Here is a 16,086-nt window from a genome sequence, read left to right as displayed (position 1 = left end):
CTTTACTCGGTCCATTAGCCCTTCTATGCTGCGAAACTCGGATATTCCAGATTGAATCGCTTTCGATAATACCATTTTGAAAAATAGAACATCACCAGAATCAATAAAAAATACCAGGGGAAAATCACAACTACTGCTAACGATGCGAACAGCACAGTGAATTTAATTGCTCTGAGCACTGCACTCATCGTTTGGCTATATGCGGCCAAGATAAACAGCGGCAACGCCATAATAGCAGGGACAAACAAAACATAATCCTTGAGCAACCCAGAAGAAATGATGGTCAAAAATTCAAAAATCAATGCGACACGGGTGGTTGCTCTCGTTCCATATTTCACACCAAAGGTGATTTTGCCAGCGGCGCTATCGCCAGACACATCGGGAAGCGTGGTCAATAGAAATACCCCTACCAATCCCAGCGCATAAGGTACCCCATACAAGAACAATTTCCATCCCAGATCACCAGCCGCCAGCCAACCACAGATGGCTACTGACCATCCCCCTAAAAAATTATTGATGATCCCCAGTATCGGTCGATCCTTCCAGCTAAAGGGACCAAAACTGTAGAGCACAGCGGTAAAAAAGAATACCAGCGCAAAAGCAATCCCCAATTTCACATTCACCCAGAGAGCAATCGCCAAGCAAAAGCAGGTCAGTCCCACTGCCTCCGTGAGGGCAGTTTTTTTATCAATGATGCCGTTGGCAATGAAGAACAGTTTCTGATTGCGCCGATCGGTCTCAATATCAGCAAGTTGATTAAAGATGAACACAGCGCCCATCAAAATCGATAACAAAATGGCAATTGGCAACGGATGTGGCGTAGCGATTCCGCCAGGGGCGAATTTGACAGCGGCATGATAGCCCGCCAAAAACACGGTCCACACTGGAAAAAACAGCGTGGGTCTAAGCACGAAAAAGTAGTCTAAATATTTCATGAGACATCTGCTGTTAGAATTTGTGGAAATCAATCATGACAATTGCTCATGGACCAATGCTAAGCCTGATAATCGTGCTTATTCTAAGCCTAGGGATTATTCAATAACGATCCCGTTTTCCAATTGCAGCTTTTCAACCTTCCCATTGGGGACGATGGGATAATCGCCGCTGAAGCACGCCGTGCAATAGCCTCCATTCTCATGGGGGACGGCATTCAGCAGGCCTCCCATTGACAAGTAGGTCAAGGATTCGACCTCCAGGAATTCCCGGATCTGCTCCACTGACATGTTATTAGCGATGAGCTCTTCCTTGGTCGGAAAGTCCATGCCGTAATAGCAGGGAAATTTGATGGGCGGAGAGCTCACTCGGACATGGATTTCCTTTGCACCAGCTTTTCGAATCATGCGGGCCAAAAGCTTGAGCGTTGTTCCCCGAACGATGGAATCTTCCACAATAATAACTCGTTTATCCTTCAAAATTCCCTGTACAGGATTAAACTTGATCCGGACGCTGAAATCGCGCATCGATTGCACTGGGTGAATGAAGGTGCGACCGATGTAATGGTTGCGGATCAGACCAATCTCGAATCTCATGTTGGATTCTTGAGCATATCCCAATGCCGCCGTATTGCTGGAGTCTGGTACCGAAATAATGCGATCGGCATCAACTGGATTTTCCAGCGCCAATGCTTTGCCGAGGCGACGGCGCGCTTTATCAACCTTTTCCCCGAAGATGCGGCTATCTGGCCGAGAAAAATAGATAAACTCAAAAATGCAGGCCTTCCGCTCCGCTTTTTCCTCGAGCCATTCGCTCCGCATTCCATTTTGATCAAAAATGACAATCTCCCCTGGCTCAACCTCCCGGATCAATTCTGCATCCATGATGTCAAGCGCGCAAGATTCCGAGGCGATGATGTATCCGCCTTCTTTACTTCCGATGCACAACGGTCGAAAAGAGCGTGGATCTTTTACCGCGATCAGCGCCTCGCTGGTCAAAATCGCCAGCGAATAAGCCCCTTTGATTTGATTGAGAGCGTCCTTGATCCGCTCGATCATTGTCGGTTTTTTTGATCGAGCAATCAAATGCAGCACGATCTCGGTATCTGTCGTGGTCTGAAAAATCGCCCCATCATTGACCAATTTCTCATGCAATTCAGATGCATTGATAAAATTTCCATTATGTGAAATTGCCAAAGGCCCATATTTCGAACTTACCACCAAAGGCTGGGCGTTAATCGGCTGCGTCGATCCGGTCGTCGAATACCGATTGTGGCCGATAGCTGCACTCCCTTTCAATTTGTCGAGATTTTTTATGTTCGAAAATACATCGGCCACCAGCCCCATATCGACATGCTTGTAAAATTTATCCCCTTCGCTGGAGACTATTCCCGAGCTCTCTTGCCCCCGATGTTGCAAAGCGTAGAGCCCCAAATAAGTGAAATATGCGGCTTTGGGATGTCCATAAACACCAACAACTGCACATTCAGCTTTTGGTTTATCATCGAAAACGACTATATCATTTGACATTTTATCCGCTTCACCCTCACATCAAATACCTAAAAATCCGCCACAATGGCTAATCCCAGAGCTGCCCCCAAGACATCCGCCACAAGGTCTTTAACGCTAAAGGCATTTTGCGGCTTCATCCCATCCCGAATTTCTTTCGCCAGTCCCATTGATATGGAGAAAGTCAGACAGCCCGCCTGTGCAGTCCGATTTGCATATTTTTGCTCATCGCGCAGCACATAATAACCCGCTGCGCTCAAAAAAGCGCTGGTCAAAAAATGGTGCACCTTGTCCCGGCCAAACCAGGAGTCGGATAGTGTAACATTAAACTGACGATTGGGAGACAATAGGTTCCAATGAGCGCTCCAGCAACAAAAGTTTCGATTCGGCGTTGAAGGCTTTTCTTGGGCGATCGTTCTGTATGGCAATAACAATATTAAGCCAAATAACAAAAATAAGATTCTGTTGGTCTTTTGAATCATGCTCACAATCCTAGGTCTTTATCAATACGCTGCATAGCAGTCAACGCAATATCTAAAAATTGTTCCAGAGACAATCCCATATCCTCACAGGTTTTGATCTGCTCTCGGTTCGCCCCTGCGGCAAATCGTTTTTCTTTGAACCGTCTCAAAATAAAATCTACGTCGATCGATTTTAATTTTTTTTCTGGATGCATCAAGGCTGCTGCTACAATTAATCCTGTTACTGGATCTGCAGCATAAATTGCCTTGCCGATCAAATTGGTCCGTGGCGCTTTATCGTTATGACATTTGATCGCCTCTATGATGTCTGGATGCAATTGAAACGGCCGAAGCAGCTCTTCTGTGATCAGCGTATGTCGCTCTGGGTCGTTCATGGTTTGTTCATAATCGAGATCATGCAATAATCCAGCCAATCCCCATCGCTCTTGATCCTCACCAAAATGGGCCGCCAATTCGCGCATCACAGCTTCCACGGCTAATACATGCTTAAATAAATTTTTGTTCGAAAATTTTGATCGGGCCAATTCATAGGCCTGTTCTCGGTCCATGAGCAAATCCTAAATTAGAAATAATTTCCAGTCCCAGCAATATAAGCTAGAATGATGAAAATTGCAATCGGACAAATAAATCGGATTGAAAATATCCATAATTGTCGCAGGAAAAAGATATTGCCTTCCTGCGTGATCTCTGCCGCTACCGCTTTCGTTCCCCACTGATATCCAGCAAAAACCGCGATCAAGAATGCCCCAAGAGAAAGTGAATAGTTGCCGAACAAAGCATTCATGAAATCTAAAAATCCAAAATTTTCTTTAATGAATGCTGTTAAAAATTTATTAGCTCCCAGTGCCAAAGCAGATGGAATTCCGATGAGAAAAGTGACCGTTCCCGTGAGGAGGACGGCTTTTTTCCGTGGCCATCGATGCTCATCAACCAAATAGGCCACTGGAACTTCCAGCAACGAAATAGTTGAGGTCAACGCCGCCACCGCTAATAACAAAAATATGCCAGCACCAAAAAACATGCCTCCTGGCATTTTGGCAAAAATGGATGGGAGCACTACAAACACCAGCCCTGGTCCGCCAGCAGGATCCAAGTCCATAGCGAATAAAGCGGGGAATACAACTAAGCCAGCAAGAATCGCAATTAAGGTATCAAAAAAGCATACATACCCTGCTGAAGTCACTAAATTGTCCTTTTTCGAAATATAGCTTCCGTAGGTAATCATGGTTCCCATACCCAAGCTCAGCGAGAACAACGCCTGTCCCAGTGCTCGCGCCAAAGTGGTTAATGAGAATTTGGAAAAATCGGGTTTTAAGTAAAAGATCAACCCCTGTTTTGCCTTTGGCAACGCGATGGAATAAGCGGCCAATAAAATTAAGAGCAACAATAGTATGGGCATCAGAATTTTTGACCATCGTTCGATGCCAGCCGAAACGCCACCCATGACCACTAAAACCGTCAATAGGATGAAAAGAAATAATAGTCCCACAGAAATATAAGGATTGGCCGTGAATGCAACAAAGATTTCCTTAGCCTGATTAGCGGTTTCAATTCGAGCAAATTCGCCTAAAATGGTTTTAATGAAATAGCCAACCGTATAACCAGCGATCACTGCATAGAAAGACAAAATTCCAATACCAGTGACAACGCCCAGCGCGCCAACCATTTTCCAAAGGCTATTAGGGAATAGCGTCTTAAAAGCTCCAACTGGGTTTTTGATTGTGTGGCGTCCGATCGCCAACTCGGACACCATCACGGGCCAACCGATCAAAATCACAAAGATGATATAAATGAGGACGAAGATCGCTCCGCCGTTTTCGCCCGTCACATAAGGGAAGCGCCAGATATTTCCGAGACCGATGGCTGAACCAGCAGCCGCAACAATAAAACCGATTTTCGAGCCCCAACTTCCTCGCGAAGCATCTACATTTGCCACAATTTCCTCCTAAGAGTTGATCGAAAGAATTAAAAGTTGATGCGAACGGATAATCCGATAACCATATCCTTTCCATCGCTGCAGGGAGGTAGTAATTTCGATGACAAATCTGGACCTTCATCGAAATTGGCAAGGTGCGCATCGACAAACGCATCGGCCATGCTGAACAGGATCGTCCCAACCAGCCACCAATTAGAAAGATTGCGATTGTTAATATAAAACTCGCGCTCTGCTGGCGTCTGGCTCGCTTTATATTTCTGATTTAGATAAATGGAATTGGCCAGCAATCCCACCTCAGCACCAAAAACTAATGCGGCTTTGAAATATTTTTTATTGTAAAGCTGTCCCCATCCCGGAATTAACAATGAGCGAATCATCGCTCCGGTCGGTGATTTCGCGGCGGACTTAAGGGTATCGCTAACGCTGGTTGGATCGGTGGATCGAACGATATTGGATTGAAACAGAATCGACTGCGCCAGCCCTGCGGAACATCCCACAATAATAAATAATATTGTTGTCACACAATAGTTTTCAAAGCGGCCCATTTAAACCGTAGCCCAATTCCGATGAGTCTCAATTGCTTCATAGCTTTCGCTGTCTTTCAGATAGCTGCGATAGTAGTATTTATAAAATAGTTCAACAACCTTTCTCTCCTCCGAACTCAAAGGCCCATGTCGAACGATCTCTAACAAATGCCTGAGATCAAATAGCATCAAGAACTTTAGATCCTTTGGATCTAAATGCTCTAAATATTCCGATTCCAAAATTTCTAATAGGCGATCAATTTTTATTTTCTTAAAAGCCTCAATCAGATTGCGATCGAAATGAGTACCCGTATTTCTTTCAAGAATGTCCATCACATTTTCAAAGTCCATGCGGTCGCGATAGTGTCGCTTCGATGTCAGGGCATCAAAAACATCGGCAACTGCCAAGATTCGCGACTCGAGTGGGATTTGATCGCCCACCAAACCATCGGGATAACCAGAGCCGTCCATTTTTTCATGATGATAAGCAGCGATGCGAGGGACATCCTTAAATTCACGGCTAAAATTTATCTTTTCAAGAATGCTTTTCGTAAAGGCTGCATGCTCTTGAATATGGCAATATTCATCAATGGTGAGACTTCCCTTTTTGCACAGCACTGCCTCTCGAATGGCAATTTTGCCGTAATCATGCAGCAAAGCTGCATAGCGGATAAGTTCTCGGTGCTTAACAGACAGATTGAGGATTTTGGCCAGCTCATCTGAATATAGCGCAATTCGGTTGGAATGTCCAGCAGTTAATGGATCGCGCGCATCAATGGTACTGGCCAGCGTCCGGACAAAACTATCCCATGTCTTCCGCTGCTCCTCATATAATTGTGCATTTTCGATCTGGGTGGCAGCGATTACCGAAATCGTATCCAATAGTTGCTCATCTTGTTTGGTGAACGGGCCATCAAATTTATTGAGCACCTGAAAAACACCGATGATTTCACCCAACTTGTTTCGCATGGGAAAAGTAAGGATATTCTGAGTGTAATAGCCGGTCTTTTTATCAACCGCTTGATTAAATCGGGGGTCTGCATAAGCATCAGGGATATTGAGCACATCCCCAGTCCTTGCCACATATCCCGCGATCCCCAAATTGATCGGGAATCGAATATCCCTTTCCCCATGCGCTACTTTTGACCAAAGTTCATTTTTTTCTCGATCCAACAAAAAAACAGTACACCGGTCAGCTTTAAGTGCTTTCCTCACCTCATCCATGATGATGAGCAATAAATTATCGAGCTTTAGCTCGGTCGAAATATTGCGAGTAATGTTGAATAGAACAGTAAGTCGCTGATGTTCCTCCTGATAGACCTTAAGCTTCTTGATCAATTGACTTTCGTCTGAGATCTCCCTTCCGTTCTTCACACTCATTTTCCTCTCCTCGCTTGACCTGGGCTTTCTTATCCATTGCTTTCGTGCCCCCCAGATCAAAAATCCTATCGCAGTCCCATTTGCGACACGATTCATTCGTCTTTTATATCCTCAAACTTCGCATCTTCGATATCAGCGTCAGATAAATCCAGCGGCTTTTTGTTCGTCGGCGTGCCTTTAACTTCTATCTTCTGCTGAGGAGACATCAAAAAATCTTTCAATAGCTTTAGCGCTATGTAGATCAATAGCCCTAGTAAAATTATTCTTAACATGTTTTCACTATTAATGTCTATGAGTTGTAAATAAAAGTGCCTTTGATGTCAGTAGTTATCAAAGACACGATCTTCTCAAAATCATCTGGATTATTGACAAAATCCATGCTCGCCGTGTTAATAATCAATAGTGGCGTTTCATGGTAATGGTTAAAGAACGCATTATATGCTTTATGCAAGGATTGGATATATTCAAAACTAATATCGCGCTCAAAGCTTCGGCCACGTTTTTTTATATTTTGTATCAGCCGATCAGGCGTGGATTTTAAATAGACTAAAAGGTCTGGTTTTGGAATATCCCGCTCCAATAAAGTCGCAATCTTATCATAGAGAACCAATTCCCGATCATCAAGATTTAAGTGGGCAAAAATGCGATCTTTATAAAAAGAATAATCAGCAATAAGTAATTGATGAAAAAGCTCTCGTTGAGGGATCTCTTGTTGTTGCCGATAGCGACTGAGCAAGAAAAATATTTGCGTCTGGAAGGCAAATCTCTTGGGATCTTTATAGAAATCAGCCAGAAACGGGTTTTCCTCGACCTCCTCGTATATCGCTTTGCCATTAAATCGTTCAACAAGCTTGCTGGTAAGCGTCGTTTTGCCAACCCCGATTACCCCTTCGATAGCAATATAGTCAGCTTTCAGCTTTTCCATCATTTAGAATACCAGTTAGTTCCTGTACAGCCATAAATAAGTTGATCCGGCTCCTATCCTGGCAAGCAGCAAGCAATTGATCAATCTCCCTATTCAATTCTGGATGGACAAACCTTACGGCAATGTCCCTAAGCGGCAAAAGCACAAACTTCCGTTGATGCAGCATCCGATGAGGAATTTGGAGCATCGGCTCTCTTAAAATGGTTTTCCCAAAGCTCAAAATATCAATATCAATCACCCGAGGTCCCCATCGGTGCGTTGGGATCCTTCCCATTTGTCTTTCAGTCGCCTGCGTCACTCGCAGCAGTTGTGGTGGCGTCAGTTCGGTTTCGATCTCAATGACCATATTAAGAAACCATGGTTGCTCAGCCACTCCAACAGGCTCAGTTTCATATATCGGGGATAGTTGAATAATATCGATTAGTCCGCTTTCTTGCAATCGATTCAAACATGTGGTGAGATTGAGCAGGCGATCCCCTAAATTTGAACCCAACCCCAAGTATATTTCACGCACAAGCTGGCAACGCCCTCGACTTAATTTGGTACTTTTGATTTTAGACTCCCCAAATATATTAAAAGAATTCAATTTTGTCAAGCTAAAAAAAAGCCCCGATAGTGGTTCTATCGGGGCTTTTTTTAGATTAATACATGCCGCCCATTCCGCCACCCGGAGGCATTGCGGGTGTCTTTTCTTTCTCTGGCTTTTCCGCTACCGTCGCCTCAGTCATTAACAGCAGACCCGCAATACTGGCAGCGTTTTCCAACGCAATCCGAGAAACTTTGGTGGGATCGATCACGCCAGCTTCCATTAGATCCTCGAACTGCTCGGTTTCAGCATTGAACCCGAAGGCCCCTTTGCCCTCTTTCACTTTCTGGACCACAATTGAGCCTTCCCATCCAGCGTTCTCAGCGATCTGACGAATCGGCTCTTCCAGCGCTCGTTTCACGATATTCACACCGACCTTCATATCGCCCTCAACATCCAAGTCGTCAAGGACTTTCATGGCGCGAATGTAAACTACACCACCGCCAGGAACGATTCCTTCCTCGACCGCTGCTCGAGTGGCATGAAGCGCATCTTCTACGCGCGCTTTCTTCTCTTTCATTTCGACCTCGGTGGCAGCTCCAACCTTCAATACCGCAACGCCGCCAGCTAATTTTGCCAATCGCTCTTGCAATTTTTCGCGATCATAATCCGACGTAGTGGTCTCAATTTGTTTCTTGATTTGATTGATCCTTGCCTTAATATCCTCAGTCTTGCCTGCACCCTCAACGATCGTGGTATTATCCTTATCAATAGTTACCCGCTTGGCTCGTCCGAGATCCGAGATGGTCACATTTTCCAACTTGAAACCAGTCTCCTCAGAGATCACTCTTCCGCCGGTGAGGATCGCAATGTCCTCCAACATCGCCTTGCGACGATCGCCGAAACCAGGAGCCTTTACAGCAGCAACTTTCAGGGTGCCACGGATTTTATTGACAACTAAAGTGGCCAATGCCTCACCCTCAACATCCTCCGCAATCACCAATAATGGCTTGCCCATTTGCGCCGTCTTTTCGAGGATCGGCAGCAAGTCTTTCATGACAGAGATCTTCTTATCATGAATTAAAATGAACGGATCCTCAAGGATCGCCTCCATTGTATCAACATTGGTCACAAAATATGGCGATAGATAGCCGCGATCGAACTGCATACCTTCGACCACGTCCAGCGTGGTCTCCATGGTCTTGGCCTCTTCAACGGTAATCACGCCATCTTTGCCCACCTTTTCCATCGCATCAGCAATGAGATCACCGATGGCACGGTCGTTGTTCGCAGAAATGCTTCCAACCTGGGCGATCTCCTTTTTCCCTGGCAGAGCCTTGCTCATTTTTTTGATTTCTTCCACGACTTTCTGAACTGCCAGTTCAATTCCGCGCTTTAAATGCATCGGGTTCGAACCCGCAGTGACGTTCTTTACACCTTCACGAAAAATTGCTTGTGCTAGTACTGTTGCTGTGGTGGTCCCATCCCCAGCAATATCGCTGGTTTTCGATGCAACTTCTTTTACCATCTGAGCGCCCATGTTCTCAATGGGATCCTCTAATTCAATCTCTTTGGCAACAGTCACACCGTCTTTCGTAATCGTTGGGGCGCCAAATTTTTTCTCCAACACAACATTTCGACCTCTAGGTCCTAACGTTGCTTTCACTGTATCGGCTAAAATATCCAGGCCAGTTTTCAATTTCGCCCGGGCTTCCACATCAAAATTAATGATCTTGGCCATATCTATAACTCCTCCTCATAATTTTCATTTCGCAATTTCCGTGACTGCACGGTTTATAAAACAGCGAGAATATCGCTTTCACGCATGATTAAATAATCTTCATTATCAATCGTCACTTCAGTCCCGGAATATTTGCCATATAGCACGATATCACCAACTTTTACTTCCATAGGAATCTTCTCACCACTATCAGAAATCTTTCCAGGACCAACAGCAATCACCTTTCCTTGCTGCGGTTTCTCTTTTGCAGTATCAGGAATAATAATGCCACCTTGTTTCTTTTCCTCTGGTTCAATCGGTTTTACAACAACTCGATCGGCAAGGGGTCTAATCTTCATAGACGCGCCTCCTTCCACTTTTTAGGTTCTAAGTTTGAATTGATTTATTTTCTATTATTTTTTTTAATTAGATTTATTTATTAGCACTCAATTATATTGAGTGCTAATTTTGAGCGTTAAATATAAAAACTAATTTGAATTTTGCAATATAATTATTTCGACGCTAATTCTGAATAGTTGTCTTGGGCAGTTTGAAAGTATCGCAATTTATTCTTTTCGCTATTTTGCGCTGAATTCGTTCAGATTGCTATTATTTTTGTCGAATATGAACAATATGAAACGGTTCTGGTCACTGCTGATAATTAGAACTGCCGCTAAGTGCTTCAAATCGCTGCGCTTCATATCAAGATTTCATGTTTAAAAATTGTTTGTTCTCGATCAGGGCCGACTGAAATGACAGCAATCGGAATTCCAATGATCTTTTCTATCAACTCGATGTACTTTCTCGCATTGTTCGGTAAATCTTGATATCTCCTCACATGCTGGGTTGAAGCGTTCCAGCCAGGAATGGTAATATATTCGGGAATGCAGTGCTCTAACGTTTTTATATCAGCGGGAAAATTGGTGATTCGCTTCTGCCCCAGATGATAAGCAATACAAATCTTTATTTCGGCCAGCGAATCAAGCACATCAAGTTTGGTGAGCGCTAAATAATCAAATCCGTTGATCTTTGTCGCATAGTTTACCATAACCGCATCAAACCAGCCACAACGGCGTGGCCGACCAGTTGTAGAGCCGAATTCTGCCCCTAATTCGCGCATTTGTAGAGACATCTGCTCGGAAAACTCTGTCGGAAACGGGCCATGACCAACTCGCGTTGTATAAGCTTTAACAATTCCAATTACCTGATCGATGCGAGTTGGACCAATACCAAGCCCGATGCACGCCCCGCCAGCAATTGGATTGGATGAAGTTACATAAGGATAAGTTCCAAAATCGATATCGAGAAATGTTCCTTGAGCACCCTCAATTAAAATCCGTTTATTGTTCCGAATGGCATCGTCCAAAAATATGGATGTATCGGTAATAAAGCTATCCATTTTTTTGTCGAAAGAAAGATACTCTTGCATGATCATCTCAGCATCGAGTCGCTCGCGTTGATAAATTTTCTCAAGAATCTGATTCTTTTGATTGATGTTCATTTGAATCTTGTGGATCAATGTTTCTTGATCCAACAGATCGACGATCCTTATCCCAGACCGATTGACTTTGTCGACATATGCAGGGCCGATCCCTCGGCCAGTTGTGCCAATTCTGTCAAGAATCGATTGATTTTCCTGCGCTTGATCGAGCAATTTGTGATACGGCATGATGAGATGAGCCCGATGGCTGATGAGCAGCCTTCCTGAAGCGCTGATACCCCTAGAGGCCAAAAAGTCCATTTCCTGAAACAATACGTCAGGATCCAATACGACACCATTGCCGATGATGCAAATGGTTTGTGGATGAAGAATTCCGCTTGGTATGAGATGAAGCACATAGCGCTCCCCTCTCAGCACAATGGAATGCCCAGCATTAGCCCCACCCTGATAACGTGCTACGATATCGGCATTGCTGCTCAGTAAGTCAACGATTTTCCCTTTTCCTTCATCTCCCCATTGTCCCCCAACAACGATGGTTACGGACATATCAGCCTCTCAAAATTTCATAAAAAACTCCGAAACGATGGTTCGCTCGGAGTTCCATTTCCAACCAGAAATCCTTCGATTCATAAATCATTTGCTATCATTAAAACAAAATATCGATCTGAGGCAGCCTGTCACCAAAGCAATGATTTAATTTGGCAGGTTTAAGATCAAGCAGAAAAATAGTAGAAAGTTCAATAATCATTTATTTCTGCCCTGCCGTACGCTAGCAAAAGCATAATGCTGGTTTAGAATGTAATCTAACAGGTTCAATAAATTTCACTACCCACCCAAAGTGAAGATCATATTTGCAGCACCAGTTAAAAAAATTATTTAAAACTTGCAACGGCTGCTTCGACCGAATCGAATGTTTCGAATATGGTAATCAGCTTTGTAATGATCAGCAAACTCTTAATCCGCTCGGTCACATTGGCAAGCTTTAAATCTCCATGATTGTTGCGCATGGTCGTCAATCCGCCGATGAGAATGCCAAGACCAGAGCTATTCATCCAACTGACTTTGCTGAGATCGGCAACCACTTTAGTTTTGTTTTGATCGACCAAGTGATGCAACTTCTCGCTCAATACGTTCGCATCTGGTCCTCCCATGATTTTTCCAGACAGTTCCAGAACAACTACGTCATTTATTTCCTTTTCTTTTAAAGTCATAATCGTTCCCTCCAAGTCCGTTATCGTGATAGAGAATCAAAAAACGAAAACCATTGAGTAGCATAAGACAATTTTTTAGCGAACGGCTAATCCAGCTTTTGCTTCCGATCTCAGGTACCAAGCGTAGGCGACAGGGCTGGCGATAAAGATTGATGAATAGGTTCCTACAATGATACCCACAAGCAATGCGAAGGAGAAACCATGAATCACTTCTCCACCGAAGAAAAAGATGATGGTCACCACAAACAGCGTGGTCAACGCGGTTAGAATCGTACGACTCAAAGTTTGATTGATGCTTTTATTGAAAATCGTCAGGGAGGACTCTTTTCTCATCACTTTTAAGTTCTCACGGATGCGGTCGAATACTACGATAGTATCGTTGAGCGAATAGCCAACCAGGGTCAAAAACGCAGCAACCACAGAGAGAGAGACTTCAAAATTGAATATAGAGAACAGACCTAACGTGATAAGCACATCATGAAATAATGCAACTACAGCGCCCACTGCGAATCGAAATTCGAATCGCCAGCTGATATAGATCAGAATCAAAATTAACGAGATTATGATTGCTTTGATGGCGTCATTTCTTAATTCGCTTCCGATTCGCGGCCCCACTGTATCTTTTGATCGGATCTCAAACGGGTTATTGGCAAGCTTATTGCGCAATTCCTCTATTATTTTATTGGATATCAAATCCATATCTTCCTGCTGCTGCAAGCGGATAAGAATTTCGTTGCCGGTAGCAAAGGCTTTAATTTCGCTATTGCCAAAACCAATACCAGATAAAATGGATCGAACCTCACCAACTCGAATCGGTTGCTCGAACTTTAAACCTAACGAAACGCCACCAGTAAAATCTATACCGTATTTCGGTCCACCTTTAATAATTAGAGATATGATTCCAAGAGATATGAGAATCACCGAGCCGATGATCGCAGCTTTTGTCATACCCATGAAATTGATATTTGTCTCTTTTATAATGCGCATATTTACATCCTTTGCATTTTTACCTTACAAGTCTCAATTTAAATCTCATCACCACTCAGGCTGTTCCCCATTTAATCGTGGTCCATCTTCGCAAAGCTTAAATGCTTAGCTCCTTCACCTTGAACCGCGTAGTAATAAAATCAAAGATAAATCGTGTCACAAAGATAGCGGTAAACATATTCGCGACCAATCCAATCATCAAAGTAACCGCAAAGCCCTGAATCGGTCCAGTTCCAAATTGATAAAGGACCAAAGCGGTCAATAATGTGGTTAGGTTGGAGTCCAAAATCGTCACAAAGGCTCGTTTGTACCCAATGTCAATCGCGGCCCTGATGGTTTTACCTGATCGGAGTTCCTCCCGAATCCTCTCATAAATGAGCACATTTGCATCTACGGACATACCGACCATGAGAATGATGCCGGCGATTCCTGGCAGGGTGAGAGTGGCATGAAACGCTGCCAGAATTGCTAATACAAAACCAATATTAAGGACCACAGCAAAATCCGCGATAACTCCAGATAATCGGTAATAAATGATCATAAAGATAAAGACGATCGCGGCTCCAATTAGACCAGACCATTGGCCTCTCTGAATCGAATCCTGACCTAAAGATGGGCCAACTGTGCGCTCTTCGATCCCTTCCAATCGGGCGGGCAAGGCTCCTGCTTTTAATACCACGACCAAATCTTTGGCCTCTTCAACGCCTCTCATGCCGGTAATGCTGGATTGGCCATTGGGGATACGTTCTCGAATTTGCGGTGCTGAGGCAACCTTATTGTCCAACACGATCGCCAAGAACTTGCCCACATTCGCCCCTGTGATCCGAGCAAAATCTTTTGCCCCCCGAGGGTTGAATGACAATAAGACCTCCGACTCTCCTACTCGTGTCCGCGAGCGGCCTGCACTCTCACCAGCTACGCTCACGCGCGCATCTTCGATGTAATCACCTGTGATCTCAGGAGTTTTTTTGACATAGTAAAGAAAATAATATTCCTTATCGCCAACTCGCTCGGGATCTTTACTCCATAAAAATTCCGAGTCATCTGGAATGACGTCCTGAACTTCAGGATAGTTCAGAATGACATCAATGGCTTTCATGTTTTGTTTAGGCACCGCCAGTTCCCGGCGATTGGGAATTTGAGCGAACAACGCGATGAAAGGATTCCCCTCAAATAGATCTTTATCAACTGATAAAGTTGTATCACCGGCGGTTTCCTGAACGCTCTCAGGGCTTTTGCCAAACAGCTCGTCTAAATTTACCTCTTTTTCGTCTCGAACCTTTTGCGTGCGCTGAGTGGTATCCTGATTGGCGCTTGTGACTGAGGTATCAATAGCCACTGCACTGGTATCCTTTAATCCTTGGCGACGTTTTTTGACAATATTATCGATTTTGTAAACAATGGAACGAGTCTGATCCGGTTCTCTGACCAATTTGAATTCCAATTGGGCAGTTTTTCCAATGATTCCCTTAGCACGCTCTGGATCTAAAATTCCAGCTAACTCCACAATTATTCTTCTGCTCCCTTGCTTCGTAATCGATGGCTCAGATACGCCAAATTGATCCACTCGGTTTCTCAGCACCTCCAAGGCGCGATCAATAGCATTCTCCGAATCGCTGCGTAAATTCGAAATAATTTTTGAATCGGATTCCCCCTTCTTACCAAAATAGCGTGTGAGCGGAATCCCTTTCTCTTCAAATTTTTCTGGCAAAACATCAAAAAAATCTCGATTCTCATGCTTGGACTGATAATCTACGGCTTTCAAAAGATCAATCAATTGTCGGTCTGGGTTCCTTGCGACATTCGGATTACTCAAAAAGTTGACAAAATCCATTTCATAGACCAAAAAGGTACCCCCTTGAAGGTCCAATCCGCGTTTGATGGTTTTCCGTTCATTGTTAGAAATTTGATCATCAAGCGCAACGATTTTCTTCGCTAAATCACGTGCCTCTGAAGCACGAGAGGGATCTTTTAAAGAATTTAATATGACTGACTCAAGATTCTTTCGGAGCAAGGCGGTTTTAATGTCTTTGACGTCTAGATTTGCGAGTTCTTGAACCTTGGCAAAATTTTGCGCCTGCTTTTTATTCAGTCTTGCACCATTATAGGTGGGGTATAATTGCCACAGGGCCAAGAGAATTAACACCGCAATGAATATGAATCGATACAATAGGCTTCTACTCTGTTGTTCCATTTAAAACACTACCTCCAGATGAGTCAATTATCAGTTTTCTTCATTGAATGCACAATATAGTTTTTTTTCAACTAAAAGTCAATAGAAATTTCTATCAGGTATTTCGCCTTTTATATATTTTCTCCAGACCAAATTGGTTAGAAGATTTTCATTGACTCTGAATAAAAAAATGGTTACTTTATTTTGCTTGAAAGAACCAAAAACTTCTATATGATAGCATTTCCAACTGTTGCCCCGCAGCTAAACTGATGGAATCAATAGCAAGTTGAAAACTTCACCTATCCGTTAATGAATAACCATGCAATCCGGGAGGGATGCA

At 43.8% G+C, this 16,086-nt stretch carries 16 protein-coding genes; all 16 read right to left on the bottom strand.

The features are described from left to right. Positions 1 to 23: 23 nt before the first annotated feature. A complete protein-coding gene (locus ONB37_07450) occupies positions 24 to 935 on the bottom strand; it encodes a UbiA family prenyltransferase (GenBank protein MDZ7399980.1) in 912 nt (303 codons plus the stop codon). Positions 936 to 1,031: 96 nt separating this feature from the next. Then, positions 1,032 to 2,462 carry an amidophosphoribosyltransferase gene (gene purF / locus ONB37_07445; GenBank protein ID MDZ7399979.1) on the bottom strand — a complete coding sequence of 477 codons (1,431 nt, stop codon included), beginning with the start codon at positions 2,460 to 2,462 and terminating at the stop codon, positions 1,032 to 1,034. A 29-nt stretch (positions 2,463 to 2,491) separates the two neighbouring features. Further along, a complete protein-coding gene (locus ONB37_07440) occupies positions 2,492 to 2,923 on the bottom strand; it encodes a hypothetical protein (protein ID MDZ7399978.1) in 432 nt (143 codons plus the stop codon). Positions 2,924 to 2,925: 2 nt separating this feature from the next. After that, a complete protein-coding gene (locus ONB37_07435) occupies positions 2,926 to 3,471 on the bottom strand; it encodes an HDIG domain-containing protein (GenBank protein ID MDZ7399977.1) in 546 nt (181 codons plus the stop codon). Between the two features lie 14 nt (positions 3,472 to 3,485). Then, a complete protein-coding gene (locus ONB37_07430; GenBank protein ID MDZ7399976.1) occupies positions 3,486 to 4,859 on the bottom strand; it encodes a sodium-dependent transporter in 1,374 nt (457 codons plus the stop codon). A 29-nt stretch (positions 4,860 to 4,888) separates the two neighbouring features. Beyond that, positions 4,889 to 5,380, bottom strand: a complete 492-nt coding sequence (locus ONB37_07425) for a DUF5683 domain-containing protein (protein ID MDZ7399975.1) — start codon at positions 5,378 to 5,380, stop codon at positions 4,889 to 4,891. Between the two features lie 24 nt (positions 5,381 to 5,404). Beyond that, positions 5,405 to 6,763, bottom strand: a complete 1,359-nt coding sequence (locus tag ONB37_07420; GenBank protein MDZ7399974.1) for a GAF domain-containing protein — start codon at positions 6,761 to 6,763, stop codon at positions 5,405 to 5,407. A 92-nt stretch (positions 6,764 to 6,855) separates the two neighbouring features. Beyond that, positions 6,856 to 7,035, bottom strand: coding sequence for a hypothetical protein (locus ONB37_07415; GenBank protein MDZ7399973.1), 180 nt, complete (start codon positions 7,033 to 7,035; stop codon positions 6,856 to 6,858). A gap of 17 nt (positions 7,036 to 7,052) precedes the next feature. Beyond that, positions 7,053 to 7,691: a deoxynucleoside kinase gene (locus tag ONB37_07410; GenBank protein ID MDZ7399972.1), complete on the bottom strand. Its 639-nt coding sequence runs from the start codon at positions 7,689 to 7,691 to the stop codon at positions 7,053 to 7,055. Beyond that, entirely contained in the window at positions 7,669 to 8,202 is a 534-nt protein-coding gene (gene folK, locus ONB37_07405; GenBank protein MDZ7399971.1) for a 2-amino-4-hydroxy-6-hydroxymethyldihydropteridine diphosphokinase, read from the bottom strand. The genes ONB37_07410 and folK overlap by 23 nt, the downstream gene beginning before the upstream one ends. A 127-nt stretch (positions 8,203 to 8,329) precedes the next feature. After that, positions 8,330 to 9,955, bottom strand: a complete 1,626-nt coding sequence (gene groL, locus ONB37_07400) for a chaperonin GroEL (GenBank protein MDZ7399970.1) — start codon at positions 9,953 to 9,955, stop codon at positions 8,330 to 8,332. Between the two features lie 53 nt (positions 9,956 to 10,008). Next, on the bottom strand, positions 10,009 to 10,293 hold the full coding sequence (gene groES, locus ONB37_07395) for a co-chaperone GroES (protein MDZ7399969.1): 285 nt from the start codon (positions 10,291 to 10,293) through the stop codon (positions 10,009 to 10,011). A 338-nt stretch (positions 10,294 to 10,631) separates the two neighbouring features. After that, on the bottom strand, positions 10,632 to 11,921 hold the full coding sequence (locus ONB37_07390) for an adenylosuccinate synthase (protein ID MDZ7399968.1): 1,290 nt from the start codon (positions 11,919 to 11,921) through the stop codon (positions 10,632 to 10,634). Positions 11,922 to 12,247: 326 nt separating this feature from the next. Next, positions 12,248 to 12,586 (bottom strand): STAS domain-containing protein, encoded by a 339-nt coding sequence (locus ONB37_07385; GenBank protein ID MDZ7399967.1) that lies wholly within the window; start codon positions 12,584 to 12,586, stop codon positions 12,248 to 12,250. Positions 12,587 to 12,661: 75 nt separating this feature from the next. Then, the gene (secF, locus tag ONB37_07380; GenBank protein MDZ7399966.1) at positions 12,662 to 13,573 is read right to left on the bottom strand and encodes a protein translocase subunit SecF; all 912 of its coding nucleotides are present in this window, start codon (positions 13,571 to 13,573) and stop codon (positions 12,662 to 12,664) included. Positions 13,574 to 13,670: 97 nt separating this feature from the next. Beyond that, positions 13,671 to 15,767: a protein translocase subunit SecD gene (secD, locus tag ONB37_07375; protein ID MDZ7399965.1), complete on the bottom strand. Its 2,097-nt coding sequence runs from the start codon at positions 15,765 to 15,767 to the stop codon at positions 13,671 to 13,673. Positions 15,768 to 16,086: the final 319 nt, after the last annotated feature.

Source organism: candidate division KSB1 bacterium, assembly GCA_034506395.1.
In the GTDB taxonomy this organism is placed as follows: Bacteria; Zhuqueibacterota; Zhuqueibacteria; order Thermofontimicrobiales; family Thermofontimicrobiaceae; genus Thermofontimicrobium.
This window is presented reverse-complemented; position numbering and strand designations above follow the sequence as displayed.

Excerpts from the sequence above, each read along its gene's own strand:
- ONB37_07385 (MDZ7399967.1), bottom strand. The coding sequence starts at position 12,586 with ATGACTTTAAAAGAAAAGGAAATAAATGACGTAGTTGTTCTGGAACTG.
- ONB37_07420 (MDZ7399974.1), bottom strand. The coding sequence starts at position 6,763 with ATGAGTGTGAAGAACGGAAGGGAGATCTCAGACGAAAGTCAATTGATC.
- ONB37_07390 (MDZ7399968.1), bottom strand. The coding sequence starts at position 11,921 with ATGTCCGTAACCATCGTTGTTGGGGGACAATGGGGAGATGAAGGAAAA.
- ONB37_07450 (MDZ7399980.1), bottom strand. The coding sequence starts at position 935 with ATGAAATATTTAGACTACTTTTTCGTGCTTAGACCCACGCTGTTTTTT.
- ONB37_07435 (MDZ7399977.1), bottom strand. The coding sequence starts at position 3,471 with ATGGACCGAGAACAGGCCTATGAATTGGCCCGATCAAAATTTTCGAAC.
- secD (MDZ7399965.1), bottom strand. The coding sequence starts at position 15,767 with ATGGAACAACAGAGTAGAAGCCTATTGTATCGATTCATATTCATTGCG.
- groES (MDZ7399969.1), bottom strand. The coding sequence starts at position 10,293 with ATGAAGATTAGACCCCTTGCCGATCGAGTTGTTGTAAAACCGATTGAA.
- ONB37_07410 (MDZ7399972.1), bottom strand. The coding sequence starts at position 7,691 with ATGATGGAAAAGCTGAAAGCTGACTATATTGCTATCGAAGGGGTAATC.
- groL (MDZ7399970.1), bottom strand. The coding sequence starts at position 9,955 with ATGGCCAAGATCATTAATTTTGATGTGGAAGCCCGGGCGAAATTGAAA.
- purF (MDZ7399979.1), bottom strand. The coding sequence starts at position 2,462 with ATGTCAAATGATATAGTCGTTTTCGATGATAAACCAAAAGCTGAATGT.
- ONB37_07440 (MDZ7399978.1), bottom strand. The coding sequence starts at position 2,923 with ATGATTCAAAAGACCAACAGAATCTTATTTTTGTTATTTGGCTTAATA.
- ONB37_07415 (MDZ7399973.1), bottom strand. The coding sequence starts at position 7,035 with ATGTTAAGAATAATTTTACTAGGGCTATTGATCTACATAGCGCTAAAG.
- secF (MDZ7399966.1), bottom strand. The coding sequence starts at position 13,573 with ATGCGCATTATAAAAGAGACAAATATCAATTTCATGGGTATGACAAAA.